General features: G+C 64.0%; 14 protein-coding genes. 10 read left to right on the forward strand and 4 right to left on the reverse strand.

Features of this window, described 5'->3' with window-relative positions; all coding sequences use genetic code 11:
* The first annotated feature begins 127 nt into the window (after window positions 1-127).
* From KHO33_RS21710 to mdcH, 8 genes are read left to right on the forward strand one after another with little or no spacing between them, the layout of a single operon-like run.
* Entirely contained in the window at window positions 128-901 is a 774-nt protein-coding gene (locus tag KHO33_RS21710) for a GntR family transcriptional regulator (protein ID WP_054040284.1), read from the forward strand.
* Window positions 902-909: 8 nt separating this feature from the next.
* Window positions 910-2,580, forward strand: a complete 1,671-nt coding sequence (gene mdcA, locus KHO33_RS21715) for a malonate decarboxylase subunit alpha (protein WP_200567309.1) — start codon at window positions 910-912, stop codon at window positions 2,578-2,580.
* Window positions 2,581-2,582: 2 nt separating this feature from the next.
* Window positions 2,583-3,680, forward strand: coding sequence for a triphosphoribosyl-dephospho-CoA synthase (locus tag KHO33_RS21720; protein WP_234480785.1), 1,098 nt, complete (start codon window positions 2,583-2,585; stop codon window positions 3,678-3,680).
* The gene (locus KHO33_RS21725) at window positions 3,668-3,982 is read left to right on the forward strand and encodes a malonate decarboxylase subunit delta (RefSeq protein WP_200567308.1); all 315 of its coding nucleotides are present in this window, start codon (window positions 3,668-3,670) and stop codon (window positions 3,980-3,982) included. Before KHO33_RS21720 ends, KHO33_RS21725 begins: the two co-directional genes overlap by 13 nt.
* On the forward strand, window positions 3,979-4,863 hold the full coding sequence (locus tag KHO33_RS21730) for a biotin-independent malonate decarboxylase subunit beta (protein WP_200567307.1): 885 nt from the start codon (window positions 3,979-3,981) through the stop codon (window positions 4,861-4,863). Before KHO33_RS21725 ends, KHO33_RS21730 begins: the two co-directional genes overlap by 4 nt.
* Window positions 4,860-5,675: a biotin-independent malonate decarboxylase subunit gamma gene (gene mdcE, locus KHO33_RS21735; protein ID WP_200567306.1), complete on the forward strand. Its 816-nt coding sequence runs from the start codon at window positions 4,860-4,862 to the stop codon at window positions 5,673-5,675. Before KHO33_RS21730 ends, mdcE begins: the two co-directional genes overlap by 4 nt.
* On the forward strand, window positions 5,675-6,367 hold the full coding sequence (locus KHO33_RS21740) for a malonate decarboxylase holo-ACP synthase (protein WP_200567305.1): 693 nt from the start codon (window positions 5,675-5,677) through the stop codon (window positions 6,365-6,367). Before mdcE ends, KHO33_RS21740 begins: the two co-directional genes overlap by 1 nt.
* Window positions 6,367-7,305 carry a malonate decarboxylase subunit epsilon gene (gene mdcH, locus KHO33_RS21745; protein WP_200567304.1) on the forward strand — a complete coding sequence of 313 codons (939 nt, stop codon included), beginning with the start codon at window positions 6,367-6,369 and terminating at the stop codon, window positions 7,303-7,305. Before KHO33_RS21740 ends, mdcH begins: the two co-directional genes overlap by 1 nt.
* A gap of 32 nt (window positions 7,306-7,337) precedes the next feature.
* Here mdcH and KHO33_RS21750 read toward each other — a convergent pair whose 3' ends face one another.
* Window positions 7,338-8,276 (reverse strand): LysR family transcriptional regulator, encoded by a 939-nt coding sequence (locus KHO33_RS21750; protein WP_200567303.1) that lies wholly within the window; start codon window positions 8,274-8,276, stop codon window positions 7,338-7,340.
* Between the two features lie 174 nt (window positions 8,277-8,450).
* Here KHO33_RS21750 and KHO33_RS21755 point away from each other — a divergent pair, with 174 nt between their 5' ends.
* On the forward strand, window positions 8,451-9,230 hold the full coding sequence (locus KHO33_RS21755; protein WP_200567302.1) for a putative hydro-lyase: 780 nt from the start codon (window positions 8,451-8,453) through the stop codon (window positions 9,228-9,230).
* Window positions 9,231-9,306: 76 nt separating this feature from the next.
* Window positions 9,307-10,608: an MFS transporter gene (locus KHO33_RS21760; RefSeq protein ID WP_200567301.1), complete on the forward strand. Its 1,302-nt coding sequence runs from the start codon at window positions 9,307-9,309 to the stop codon at window positions 10,606-10,608.
* Between the two features lie 6 nt (window positions 10,609-10,614).
* Here the strand turns inward: KHO33_RS21760 and yjfF are convergent, their stop codons facing one another.
* The 3 genes from yjfF to KHO33_RS21775 are packed head-to-tail and all read right to left on the reverse strand — an operon-like array spanning window position 10,615 to window position 14,350.
* Window positions 10,615-11,715, reverse strand: coding sequence for a galactofuranose ABC transporter, permease protein YjfF (yjfF, locus tag KHO33_RS21765; protein ID WP_054040299.1), 1,101 nt, complete (start codon window positions 11,713-11,715; stop codon window positions 10,615-10,617).
* Window positions 11,712-12,743, reverse strand: a complete 1,032-nt coding sequence (locus KHO33_RS21770) for an ABC transporter permease (protein WP_200567300.1) — start codon at window positions 12,741-12,743, stop codon at window positions 11,712-11,714. Before KHO33_RS21770 ends, yjfF begins: the two co-directional genes overlap by 4 nt.
* Entirely contained in the window at window positions 12,740-14,350 is a 1,611-nt protein-coding gene (locus KHO33_RS21775) for a sugar ABC transporter ATP-binding protein (protein WP_128576676.1), read from the reverse strand. The genes KHO33_RS21770 and KHO33_RS21775 overlap by 4 nt, the downstream gene beginning before the upstream one ends.
* Window positions 14,351-14,540 lie beyond the last annotated feature (190 nt).

Below are 14,540 nucleotides of genomic sequence, written 5' to 3' on the forward strand. Positions count from 1 at the left end.
GCGCTTGCTAGTGGGTCGATGTGCCTCGTATAACGATGAGAGGACATCGCAGGCCGCCGGATGGTGGAAAACTTTCCGGGTTTGCCCGCCTGTTAAGTGCGCTATTTCATATATAATATTCAATATCATGAGCGACGCAATAGATGGTTTTCCCCTGGATGCCCCGGCGCGCAGCCCGCTTTTACCCGCGGCGGCGCCCCGTGAGAGCACGTCCCGCGTGATCGCGGAGGCGTTGCGCGCGGCGATTGTCGACGGCACGCTGGCGCCTGGCGCGCCGCTGCGGCAGGACGCGATCGCGCGGCATTTCTCGGTCAGCGCAATTCCCGTGCGCGAGGCTTTGCGCCAGCTCGAAAGCGAAGGCTGGGCGAGAGCCGCCGTACATAAAGGCGCGACTGTCGCACCCTTGTCAGCGGACGAAGCGCGCGAAATCTATGAGATTCGCTCCGCGCTGGAGAGCCTCGCCATCGGCCTCGCGATTCCGAAGCACACCGCCGCCACGCTGCGCGAATCCGCCGCCCTCTGCCATGCCGCGGAACGCGAGTCGGACCCGTCGTTGTACGTCGGGCGCAATGAGGCGTTTCATATGAGCCTGTACGCGCCCGCCGCCCGTCCGCAACTCGAGGACATGATCGGCACGCTGCATCGGCGCGGCGAACGGTATCTGCGCCTGAAGTTCGGCTTGCCGTCGTACAAGGGCGAGTCGGACAACGAACACACCGCCTTGCTCGAGGCCGTACAACGTCGTGATATTCCCGCTGCACAGTCGCTGGTTGTCGCGCATCTGCTCGGCACCGGCGACCTGCTCCATCGTTTCCTGACCGACCGCGCGCAGGCGGAAGCCGCGCTTGCGAATCAACCCAAGCCGCGCGCCAGACGCACGCGCACCACCACCGGGAGCTGAATCCGCCGATGAACCGATCCGCCGAAGCCACCGAAGCTTCCACCACCGCACGCTCCTGGACCACGCGCCGCGACGAGAAGAACCGTCGCCTCGCGGCCATCGCACCGTGGCTGGAAGACGGCGTCCTGCCGACCAACCGTATCGTCGATGCACTCGAAACGTTGATTCAGCCGGGCGACCGCGTCGCACTCGAAGGCGACAACCAGAAACAGGCCGACTTCCTGTCGCGGGCGCTCGCCAAGGTGGATCCGCAAAAGATCCACGACGTGCATCTGCTGATATCGAGCATCGGCCGTCCTGAACATCTGACGCTGTTCGAGCGCGGCATCGCGCACAAGGTCGATTTCTCGTTTGCCGGACCGCAGAGTTTGCGCGTCGCGCAACTGCTCGAAGACGGGCAACTGGAGATCGGCTCGATCTACACGTACGTCGAGTTGTACGCGCGGATGTTCGTCGATCTCACGCCGCACGTCGCACTGCTGTGCGCGGAAAAGGCCGACCGTCACGGCAATCTGTACACCGGCCCGAACACCGAGGACACGCCGACCATCGCCGAAGCCGCCGCGTTCCGGCACGGCATCGTGATCGTGCAGGTCAACGAGATCGTCGACGAACTGCCGCGCGTCGATATTCCGGGATCGTGGGTCGACGTGGTCGTAGAGGCGGACAGGCCCTTCGCCGTCGAGCCGCTCTTCACGCGCGATCCGCGCCATATCGGCGACCTGCAAGTGCTTACCGCGATGATGGTGATTCGCGGCATCTACGAGCCGTACGGTGTGACGTCGCTGAATCACGGCATCGGTTTCGATACCGCGGCGATCGAATTGCTGCTGCCCACCTACGGCGAATCGCTCGGCCTGAAAGGCAAGATCTGCCGCAACTGGACGCTCAATCCACACCCCACCATGATCCCCGCGATCGAATCGGGCTGGGTCGACAGCATCCATTGTTTCGGTAGTGAGGTCGGCATGGAGGCGTACATCGAAGCGCGCCCCGACGTCTTTTTCACGGGCAACGACGGCAGCCTGCGCTCGAACCGTGTGCTGTGCCAACTGGCCGGCCAATATGGCGTCGATCTGTTTATCGGCTCGACCTTGCAGATCGACGCGGACGCCAATTCGTCGACGGTCACGCGTGGTCGTCTCGCGGGTTTCGGCGGTGCGCCGAACATGGGCCACGATCCGCGCGGCCGGCGTCATTCGAGCGAGGCATGGCTCAAGCTGTTGAAGGATCAGGGTCCGGTGTCGCGTGGACAGAAGCTGGTCGTGCAGATGGCCGAAACGTACAAGAAAGGCGGTGAGCCGACCTTCGTCGATGAACTCGATGCGGTGGCCGTCGGCGCGAAGAGCGGCATGCCGATCGCGCCCGTGATGATCTATGGTGACGACGTGAGCCATGTCGTCACCGAGGAAGGCATCGCGCATCTGCACAAGGCCGAAGGGATCGAGGAGCGGCGTGCGGCGTTGGCAGCGGTAGCCGGTGTCACGCCAATCGGGCTGCGCGCGAAGCCGGAGAAAACCGCCGAGTTGCGCCGGCGTGGCATCGTCGCGTATCCGGAAGATCTCGGCATTCGACGCGGCGAAGCGAAGCGCTCGCTGCTGGCCGCACGCAGCATCGACGATCTGGTGACGTGGTCAGGCGGCCTGTACGAGCCGCCGGCTCGCTTCAGGAGTTGGTAACGATGGCGCCCGCTGTTTTGCTCGAGTGCGAGGCCGACGCCATGCCGGACGCGAAGGCGGAACTCGCGTCCCGTGCTGCCTCGCTGACTGGGAGAGAGACGGGCACGGTCAGATCCACGGCGTATGCCGAACCAGTGGCTGAGGTCGACGTGCTCTGGCGCATCGCGTCGGCACGCCAGCGCGCCACGGTTTTGCACGCGGCAGGCACGATAGAAAGGCCCGCGCTTAGGGTACGGGCAGCACCGTCCGAAGCGCAGCTCGCGCGCTTCGCGGTGACCGCGCTGATCGAAGAAGCGCAACTCACGCCGAAACCCGCGCTGGTCGACCGGCGCGGCAGCGGTGCGCATCGCGACCTCGATCTCGCCACCATGCTGCGCTCGGCAAACGCGCTTGAACCGACCTTTGCGGCGCTCGCACGCACGGCGCGCCGCCGCGCTGAACCATCCGCGCTATTGCGTGCTGAACTCGCGCAAATCGGCCGTGCCGGCGAACAGGACATGTTGCACGCCACCGGCGGCAGTAACGCACATCGCGGTGCAATCTGGATCGTCGGCCTGCTGGTGGCGGGTGCTTCAATGGCAGGCAGCGCTACGCGTCTGAACGCATCGCATGTCTGCACGCTCGCCGCACAAACTGCCTGTTTCCCCGATCGTTTCGCTGCCCCCGCCGATAGTCACGGCGAGCGCGCGCGGCAGCGCTATCAGGTCGGTGGAGCGCGCCGCGAGGCGCAAGACGGTTTCCCGCATGTCGTCGAGATCGGCTTGCCTGCTTTACTCGCAGCGCGGGCGCGGGGCGTCAACGAAAACGCCGCGCGCGTCGACGCCCTGCTCTCGATCATGGTGTCGCTCGACGACACCTGCCTGCTGCATCGCGCGGGTTTGCCCGGTTTGCACGCCGCGCAACACGGCGCGCGCCGCGTGCTGCAAGCCGGCGGCAGCTCGACGCCGGATGGGCACACAGCCCTCGTCACACTCGAACACGCATTGCTGTCGCTCAACGCATCCCCTGGCGGCGCAGCCGATCTGCTCGCCGCCACCCTCTTTCTCGATATGCTGGCGCATCACGACGCCGGCGGGAGCTCAGCCTCATGGAACATCTGACCTTCGACTATCCGGCGCAACGCGCCGTCACGACTCGCGCGCATGTTGGCGTGGTCGGTTCGGGCGATCTGGAAGTCCTGCTGTCGCCGGTTGAAAATAGCGCGGCCCTGAGCGCGCATGTGGTCGTGCGGACTAGCGTCGACGGCTACAGCCACATCTGGAAGAGCGTGCTCGACCGCTTCTTCACGCGCTACGACGGCGCAGCGCAAATCGAAATCAACGACTTCGGTGCGACACCGGGCGTCGTCGCGCTGCGGCTCGCGGAGGCCATTGAAGCGGCGGAACAGGGAGACGCCGCATGACTACTGTCGCCACCGCACACCCCGCGCCGATGCTGCGCGAAAGCTTCATTGAACTGCCCGCCCGCGAACGCGCCCGCTCGCTGCTCGACGCCGGCACGTTCCGCGAACTGCTTGGACCATTCGACAAGATCGAATCGCCGTGGCTGCCGTTGCAAGGTGTCGTCTGCCAGGCGGATGACGGCTGCGTCATTGCGCGCGGCACCATCGATGGCGAGCCGGCCGTAGTCGCCGCGATCGAGTCCGCGTTCCAGGGCGGCAGCATCGGCGAAGTGTCCGGCAGCAAGATCGCCGCCGCGCTCGACATGGCCTTGCGCGACTGCGAACGCGGCAAGATCGTGCGCCCTGTCGTGCTGTTCGAAACCGGCGGCGTCAGGCTCCAGGAAGCCAACCTCGGCCTCGCGGTGATTGCCGAGATTCAGGCCGCGATCGTCGCGTTGCGCCGGTATGTGCCGGTGGTCGGCGTGATCGCGGGGATGGTCGGTTGCTTTGGCGGCATGTCGCTTGCAGCGGCCTTGTGCTCGTATCTCGTCGTGACGAAGCAGGGACGGCTCGGCATGAACGGCCCCGAAGTGATCGAACAGGAAGCCGGCATCGAAGAACTCGACGCGAGCGATCGGCGCCGCGTGTGGCAATTGATTGGCGGCGAACAACGGGATGCGACCGCGCTCGCCGATCAACTGGTCGACGACGATGCGGATGCGGTACGCGCGGCCGTGCGCTCAGCATTCATTCAAGGGCTGCCGGCTGCGCATCGCAGCGAACAGGTCGACGTTTTTCTCAACCGCCTCGCGCAAATCGACCCGGCCAGCGTGACGCCGGAAACGATGCGTGACGTCTACAACCCACATGCGCAAAACAACGCGCGCAAGGAGCAGGCATGAGCGATGCCACCCTCAGCCGCGGCGCACGCTGGTTCCATGCCCTTGCCGGTGAAACGTCCGGTAAAGCGCCCGTATGGAGCGGCGACGCGTCGCTCGGCGGCGAGACCGCGCACTTCATTGCGGTCGTCCCGGACCCCGACAATCGCTTTCCGCGTGCGACCGATAACGTCGTCGGTCTCGAACAAGGCTGGCTGCTCGCACGCGCTGTACGCGAGGTCATCGCGCAGGACGAAGCGAGCGGTACGCGCCGCCCGATCGTCGCGATCGTCGATGTCAAAAGTCAGGCGTACGGTTACCGCGAAGAGATGCTCGGCATTCACCTCGCGTGCGCCGCTGCCGTCGACGCGTATGCATCGGCGCGCGAGGCGGGGCATCCGGTGATCGCGCTGATCGCCGGACCGGCCATGTCGGGCGCGTTCCTCGCGCACGGTTATCAGGCCAACCGCATCGTCGCATTCGACGCGCCGGGCACCATGGTTCACGCGATGGGCAAGGAAGCGGCCGCACGCGTTACGCGGCGCACCGTCGAAGCACTCGACGCGCTCGGTGAAACCATTGTGCCGATGTCCTATTCGATGACGTCGTTCGCCAAGCTTGGCCTGCTCGATCAGTTGATCGAAGGCATCGACGCCGACGCGCCCGATGCCGCGCAAATCGAGCGCGTGCGTCAGGTGTTGACCGAACAGATCCGCAGCGCGCGCGCCGGCGGTCGCGATCTGTCGCATCGTCTGGAATCGGCTGCGGCTCAAAAGAATCGCGCGGCGTCGATCGAAGTGCGGCGGCGTCTCGCCGAACAATGGGATGCCGTGTAATGCAGGTGTGCGCAGCGCCGCCGTTTGCAGCCGATCACGCGTTGTCGTGCGACGCGCGCTGGCAGCCGCATGATCTGCTGCGCTTGCACCGTCTGCCACAATTTGACGGCGAGCCGGCGTGGGTTCGTGGGGCTCTCGAGCGTGCGCCATATGCGGTTGTGCGACGCGCGCTGGCCGCTGACGGCTTCGTGGCAATCGGCTTGCGCGGTGCGGACCGGCCGCAGCGTTACGGCACGTGGGCGCATCGGGACGATATTGAAATCGCCGTGCCGCCGGAAGCGCTTGCGCAACGCAGCCCGCTTGCGTCGCGCAATGCGTTGCCGACTTTCGCGGCCCTTGCCGCACTACGACGCGACACAGCCGGCGCATTGGTTGGATTCGTTTGGGGACCAACTGGAAGCGCAGGTTTCGAACTGGCAACGCAGACTCCCACGGTCACGTTCTCGAGCGATCTCGATCTGCTGATTCGCGCACCGGAAAAACTCTCGCACAACGCCGCCATTCAGTTGCTGGACTATCTGCAAGCAATTGCGCAACGCGCCGGCATTCGCGTGGATGCACAACTGGAAACGCCCGCAGGCGGCGTTGCGCTGGCCGAGTGGGCAGCGGGCAAAGCACGCGTGATGGCGCGCCATGCTCGCGGGCCGCAGTTGGTCACCGATCCGTGGGCGCTCGCTCACGGCAATCCCTGATGCTTGCCCTTCTGTTTCCTGGCCAAGGTGCGCAGTCGGACGGATTTCTGCACCGCCTGCCGCAGCATCACGCCGTGACCGGCACACTCGAAGAAGCGTCTCAGGTGCTCGACATCGACGTACTCACCCTCGACACGCCAGACGCCCTGCGCTCAACCGTAGCCGTTCAGATCGGTTTGACCGTCGCGGGCGTGGCAATCACGCGGGCACTGGCAGAGGAAAAGCTCTTGCCGGAGATCAGCGCGGGTTTGTCGGTGGGCGCGTACGCGGCGGCGGTCAGTTGCGGCGCGATTCACTTTGGCGACGCGTTAAAGATGGTCCGCAAACGCGCCGAATTGATGGAGACGGCGTACCCGTCCGGCTACGGTCTCGCGGCCGTATCAGGTTTGACCGAGCACCAACTGGAGACACTCGCCGAGCAACACGCGGATGCGGGCAATCAACGTGTCTACGTTGGCAATGTCAATGCGCCGCGTCAGATCGTCATGGCGGGTGCGAATGGCGCACTGGACACCTTCATCGAACGCGCTTTGACGGCAGGCGCACGCAAAGCGGTCCGTCTTGCGGTAAGCGTGCCGTCACATTGCGAACTGCTCGCACATGCCACGGACAAACTCGTTGCGTACGCCGAAGACATCCCTTTCCAGACGCCACAGACTACCTATATCGGCAATCGCGGCGGCCGCCCGCTGTACACAGCAGAGGCCATTCGCGACGATCTCGCGACCAACATGCGCTACACCGTACGCTGGTTCGATGCGCTCACCGTGATGCAGGAAATGGGCGCCCGCGTGCTGATCGAAGCGCCGCCGGGCCAGGTGCTGACGGACATTACGCGCGAGAACTTTCCGGATAGCACCGCGCTAGCCGCAAGCGCCTTCTCGTTCGACAAGCTGGTCGCCACGGCGCGCAGGCGACTCGGTATGGATGGACTTTAAGACGCGGCCATTCGGACGACTCGAGCCGCGCCTCACCGCCTCTCAATCAACTGCCGCCCCATCGCCTTCGCATACTGATCACACGCGCTGCGTGCCACGCGCGACGCTGCCAGCACGCCAACGTCGGCGTCGTCGCGGTAGATCATCGCAACGTCGATCGGCGGCGGTAGCGGACGCACCTGCAATTGCCCCAGTTCGCCGCTGCTCAGAAAAGGCTCGACGAACAGCGCCGGCACTGCCGCAATGCCATAGCCATCGCGCAACAGTTTCACGATCACCGCTACCGATGGCATACAGGTCACCTGAGTATCCGCAAACGGCACACCGGCGCGCTTCGCGAGCATCTCCACGATCGCCTCCACGGCGACTTGCGGCGCGGTGCCACGGCCGAACGTCAGCACGGGTTTCTGCAATACCGTCTGCACATGTTTCGCGCGGTTCGCCGGAATCAGATCGTTGCGCGCGATCCAGCGCACCGGATAGCTCGCCAGCAAGGTCGAAACGATCGACGCTTCCTGCTCGCCGGTTTCCTCCACCTGAATGACGAGATCCAGTTCGCCGGCGCGCAACCGAGGCCCAAGCACAGCGCTCGAGTCGACGGTCAGGTCGACGACGATGCGGTTGTACTCGACGTTTAGCATCCGGATGTAGTCCGGCAACCAGCTATGCACCACCGTCTCTATAACGCCGAGCCGCAGCCGCTTCGTCACCTGGGTTTCGTCCTGCGCGGCCAGTTGCAGCGAGCGCGTGGCCTGCACCACCGAGCGCGCATGCGCGAGCAGCCGTTCACCATGCGCCGTCAGCTGGAACTCGGCGGCGTCGCGCTCGATCAACTCGACGCCCAACTCGGCTTCAAGTGTTTTGATGCGCAGTGAAATCGCGGCGGGCGTGGCGTGCATGGCCGCGGCGGTTGCGCGAAAACTGCCTAGACGAGCGAGCGTCAGAAACGTTTCGACAAAGCGGGTATTCATTGCATTAGCTCTCCCAACAGCGCCCCGAAAGACTCGATCATCGCCGTAAAATCGCCGGCGATGCTGTTAAGTTTAATTTAACGAAACACAAGAATAACTCGCTGGATGGATATTTTTGGCGTTACTAATCTGGCTCCCATCGGTCACCTGGACCTAGATGGAGTCAAGCCGTTCATGTCCTACACGCCATCCGAGTTTCGTCAGCAGATTCGCAGCCGCCGTCTTTCCGGGCCGACTGCGGGCTACTGCGGCGACTATGCGCAAGCCAATCTCGCGATCCTGCCCCGGCAATACGCCGACGACTTCCTGCGCTTCTGCACGCTCAATCCGAAAGCTTGCCCGTTGCTCGGCATCGGCGAACCCGGCGAATGGCGTCTCCCGTCGCTCGGCGCCGATCTCGACATACGCAACGACGTCCCCGCGTTTTACGTGTACCGCCACGGCGAACGTGCCGAGGAGGTACGCAGTCTCGACGCACTGTGGCGCGACGATCTGGTGGTGTTCGCGATCGGCTGCTCGTTTTCGTTCGAAGAAATGTTGCGGCGTGAAGGTATTCCGCTGCGCCATATCGAACAGCAGGTCAATGTGCCGATGTATCGCACGCGGGAACGCAACGTGGCCGCAGGGGTGTTCGGCGGCAATCGTGTGGTCTCGATGCGACCGATGAAAGCCGCCGACGCGATCCGCGCCATTCAGATCACCAGCCGTTTTCCCGCGGTACATGGCGCGCCAGTGCATATCGGCGATCCCTCGCTGATCGGCATTCGCGACATCGCGCGGCCCGATTTCGGCGACGCAGTCGAGGTACGCAGCGACGAGTTACCGGTGTTCTGGGCCTGTGGCGTCACACCGCAAGCCGCGATAGAAAGCGCGCGTTTGCCTTTTGCAATCGCGCACAAACCGGGACATATGCTCGTCACCGACATTCCCAACACCACGCTGGCGATGCTCTAGCCGCGGCGTCATTTGAGTTGTCCCACCCCAAGCCGCGCGGCAAGACGCAGCCACTGACTACGACCGGAGCCCAGCTATGAAAACCGAAGCGCAGTTGACCGCAGACGCCGAGCGCTATAGCGCGCCCGGCACAGATAAAAACCCGTTTGCGTGGTATCAGCAGATTTCCGTTAGCGAGAAACGTGCGTTCTGGAGTTGCAAGATCGGCTACGTGCTCGACGCAATGGATACGCAATTCCTGAGCTTCGTGATTCCGACGCTGATCGCGACATGGGGCATCACGCGCGGCGACGCCGGCCTCATCGGGACGGTCACGCTGCTGAGTTCGGCGCTCGGCGGCTGGGCGGCCGGTGTGCTGTCGGATCGCATCGGCCGGGTAAAGACCTTGCAGATCACGATTCTCTGGTTCGCGGTTTTCACGCTGGCTTGCGCGCTGGCGCAGAACTTCTCGCAGTTGCTATGGGCGCGCGGACTGATGGGGCTCGGCTTTGGCGGCGAATGGACGGCGGGCGCGGTGCTGATCGGCGAAGTCATCCGCCCGCGTGACCGTGGCAAAGCGGTGGGCCTCGTACAGGCAGGCTGGGCGATTGGCTGGGGCGTGTCGACGCTGCTGTTCATGGCCGTGTTTTCGTGGGTACCGGCCGATTACGCGTGGCGCGTGCTGTTCGCGATCGGTATTGCGCCGGCGCCATTCGTGATCTGGATTCGCCGCTTCGTTGAAGAGCCGGAGATACATCGGCAGCAGAAAGAAGCGCAAGCCGCGGCACAAACGCGTCCCTCGTTGCTCGACATCTTCCGCCGCGATATCGTCTGGACGACGCTGCGTGCGTCCATTCTCGCGACCGGCGTGCAAGGGGGCTACTACGCGGTGACTACCTGGCTGCCGACGTATCTGAAGACCGAGCGGCATCTGAGCGTGATTGGCACCGGCAGCTATCTGGGCGTGGTGATTGTCGGTTCGTACTGCGGCTATCTGACGGGCGCTTACGTCAGCGACAAGATCGGCCGCAAACGCGCGTTCATCACGTTCGCGCTGGCCTCGTGTGCGATCGCATTGATCTACACGCAACTGCCGCTCGATAACCTCACGATGCTCGTACTCGGTTTCCCGCTTGGCTTCTGCGCGTCCGGCATTTTCTCGGGGATGGGCGCGTTCCTCACCGAACTGTTCCCGACGCGCATTCGAGGCTCCGGCCAAGGCTTCTGCTACAACATCGGGCGGGCGGTCGGCGCGACGTTTCCGTTCCTGATCGGCTACGTCTCGCAGACCATGACACTCGGTCACGCGATCGGCGTTTTCGCCGCCGCGGCCTACGGTATCGTGATCCTCGCCGCGCTGACGTTGCCGGAAACCCGGGGGCGTGAACTCAGCACCTAAGCCGCGCTACAACGCCTGCTCCGGCGCGCGTCCGATCACATGTGAATCGGACGCCGCTGGTGCATCGCCGCGACCGTGCTCGCGGCCTGGCGTCACCACAGCGCCGGTGCCACCTGGACGCCCTACCGATTTTGCATGCCGCTCGATCAGCCGTTGCAGCAGACAGAACGCGCACAGCAACGCGCCGATTACGATGCGGGTCCACCACGAACTGAGCGTGCCGTCGAAGGTAATCAGCGCCTGGATCGTGCCCAGAATGCCGACACCGAACAGCGAGCCGATTACATAGCCGACGCCGCCCGTCAGCAAGGTTCCGCCGATCACCGTCGCCGCGATCGCGTCGAGTTCCATACCCTGCCCTTGCAGGCCATAACCCGATAGCACGTAGAACGTGAATACCGCGCCGCCGAGGGCCGAACAGAAGCCGCTCAGCGCATACACGCCGATCCGCGTGTGCGCGACCGGCAAGCCCATCAACAACGCCGAGCGCGGATTGCCGCCAATCGCATACACGTTGCGGCCAAAACGCGTGAAATGCGCGACATAGATCGCCGCGGCAAGCGTGACGAGGGCGATCAACACATTGGCCGTCACCGAGCCGACGCCGATATTGAGCCGAAACGCGGAAATCTTCTGGAACGTCGGATCATTGATCGTGATCGACTGCGTCGTGATCAGAAAGCACAAGCCACGCGCGAAGAACATGCCGGCCAGCGTGACAATGAACGCCTGCAAGCGGAAAAAGTGAATCAGCGCACCCTGTACCGCGCCGAACAGCGTGCCCATCAGCAACACGATCGGCACGATCAGCCAGACCGGCCAATGCATGTGTTCGGACAGCACCGCTTCGACGATCGTGGTCAGCGCCACCACCGAGCCGACCGACAGATCGATCCCGCCGGACACGATAACAAACGTCATACCGATTGCGACAATCAGCAGGAAGGCGTTGTCGACCAGCAGATCGAGCAGCACTTGCCACGAGAAAAAACCGGTGTACATCACCGAGCCGAAACCGAACAGCGCGCAAAACAACAGGACAGTGACGGCGATCGGTAAGGTGCGCGGATCGACGATATGAGCCCAGGCATCGAGGAGTCGTCTCATCGTGCCACCCCGCGCTGCCTGAAGAGCGACATGGCGAGCGAGCGCGCCGAGGGCGACTGGATCACACTCACCGCCAGCACCACGGCCGCCTTGACGACGAGCGTCGCTTCCGGCGGCACGCCGATCGAATAAGTCGTGTAGGTGAGCGTCTGGATGATCAACGCTCCCAGCACAGTGCCGGCGAGACTGAAGCGGCCGCCGAGCAGCGATGTGCCGCCAAGCGTCACCGCCAGAATCGCATCGAGTTCGAGCAGCAGGCCGGCGTTGTTGCCATCGGCGCTGCGCACGTTCGAGCTGATGAGGATGCCCGCCATCGCGGCGGTCAATCCCGAGAAGCCGTACACCGCGAAGACCAGCGCTTTCGAGCGCAGGCCGACAAGACGCGTCGCCACCGGATTGACGCCGATCGCGCGAATGAAGAGCCCGAGCGCGGTGCCTTCAACGAGCCCCGCGGTGGCCAGCACCGCACCGCTTGCGATCCACACCGAACACGGCACGCCGAGCCAATACCCACCGCCGACGAACAGGTACCCCGGTGCGCCGATCGGAATGATCTGCCCTGCCGTCAGCAATTGCGCAATGCCACGGCCGGCGACCATCAGGATCAAGGTGGCGATGATCGGCTGCATGCCGACGAAAGACACCAGCAATCCGTTCCACATGCCGCTCAACACACCGACGATCAGCGCCGCGACCAGGGCCTGCGCGATCAATCCGGCACTCGGCGCGGCTTGCGTCGCGAGTATCGTGGCCGCTGCGGCGCCGGCGATCGCGACCACCGCGCCAACCGAAATATCAATGCCGCGCGTGGCGATCACGAGCGTCATGCCGGTCGCAACCAGCACCAGCGGCGCAGCGCGATTCAACACGTCAATCGGCGCGCCGAACAGATGGCCGTCGAGCATCCTCAAAGAAAGAAAATTTGGATTCACCAATAGGTTCAAGGCGCACAAAAGCACCAGCGTGACGCACGGCCAGATCAACGGGCGCTCCGCACCATCGCGTACGAACCAGTTCGATAGCTTCATTCGCCGCTCCCCGCGATGAGTCGATAAATGTTGTCTTCGTTCGAAGCCTTGCCCGCCACTTCAGCGATCTTGCGACGGTCGCGCAGCACCGCCACGCGATGGCTCACACGCAGCACCTCGCTGATCTCCGACGAAATGAACAGGATGCTCAGGCCGTTCGCGCACAGCGCCAGCAAGCGGTCCATGATGTCGAACTTGGCGGCGACGTCGATACCGCGGGTGGGCTCGTCGAGAATCAGGAGTTTGGGATTCGTGGCGAGCCAGCGCGCCAGCAGCGCTTTCTGCTGGTTGCCGCCGGAGAGCAGCCCGATCGGCTGTTCGGCGTCCGCTGCCTTGATGCCCAGACGCTCGATCCACATGTCCGCGATTTCTTGCGCGCGATGCCGCTTGATCTTGCGTAACCAGCCGCGCCGCGCCTGCAACGCCAGCAGAATGTTTTCACGGATCGACAATTCGGCGACGATGCCTTCTTTCTTGCGGTCCTCCGCGCAATAGCCGATGCCATGGCGCACCGCGTCCCGGGGCGAACGTAGCCGTACAGGCCGGCCTTCGATCAGGATAGTGCCGCTGTCGGCGCGGTCGGCCCCGAACAACAGCCGGGCGGTCTCCGTGCGGCCCGAACCCAGCAGGCCGGCCAGACCCAGAATCTGGCCCGGCTGCACGTCGAGGTCGATCGGCTGCAGCGTGCCGCGCCTCCCGACGCCGCGCAATTCGGCGAACGGCTGACCTGCGTCCTTGCTCTCTGGCCCTTCATGAACGGCATGGCCGTCATGTGCCGCTTCGCGCAAGCGCGCGCTCATACGCTCATGGCCGACCATCTTCGCGACCAGTTGATCGGCCGGCAAATCCCGCGCGAGATATTCGCCTTCACGCTCGCCGTTGCGCATCACCGTGATGCGATCGGAGATCGCATAGGTTTGCTCGATAAAATGCGTGACAAACAGAATGGCGATTCCAGACTGCTTAAGATGCCGAAGTATTTTGAAAAGCTGCGCGACTTCGCCATCGTCGAGACTGGAGGTCGGCTCGTCGAGGATCAGCACGCGAGCGTCGACTGAGAGTGCTCTCGCGATCGCCACCATCTGCTGCACGGCAATCGGATACGCGTCGAGCGATCGGGTGACGTCGAGCGTCACGTCGAGGCGGGCAAGCGCTGCCTGCGCGCGCCGCTTGATGTCGGGCCAGTCGATCGCGCCAAAACGCTTGGGCTGCCGGCCGGCAAAGATGTTCTCCGCCACCGACAGGTTCGGGCACAGGTTCACTTCCTGATACAGCGTGCGCACGCCGGCCGCTTCCGCCTCCTGCGGCGACGCAAACGCGACGGTCTCGCCGCCGAGTCGGATCGTACCGGCGTCAGGCGCGACTACGCCGGTAAGCACGTTAATCAGGGTGGATTTGCCGGCGCCGTTTTGCCCCATCAGCGTGTGAATCTCGCCGGGGAACAGGCGAAAGTCGACCCGCTGCAGCGCTTTTACGCCCGGGAACGTCTTGCTGACACCAGTAGTGGCCAGAATGGGTTCGAGTGCATTCGAGGCGGCGCCGTCGCGAGCGTCACCTGTGACGGCCTTCATGGCCGGCGGATTGGATTCCGATGCGGGATGCGTCATAGACCTCGCTCGATCGGCGGTGCATTGGTCGGGTGGGCTCAGGCTGGTTCAGTTCGGCGCAACCTGATTCTGCGGAAAAGAGACCGCCCGCTGCCGAAGCAGTCAGGCGGTCAGGCACCACTGGAGAAACCCCTGCGATCTGTCCGTACTTCGTTTGTGTACTTTGCTTGCGTTCTGCGTCTATCGTATG

Origin of the sequence: Paraburkholderia nemoris, from assembly GCF_905221015.1 — a bacterium.
In the GTDB taxonomy this organism is placed as follows: domain Bacteria; phylum Pseudomonadota; class Gammaproteobacteria; order Burkholderiales; family Burkholderiaceae; genus Paraburkholderia; species Paraburkholderia nemoris.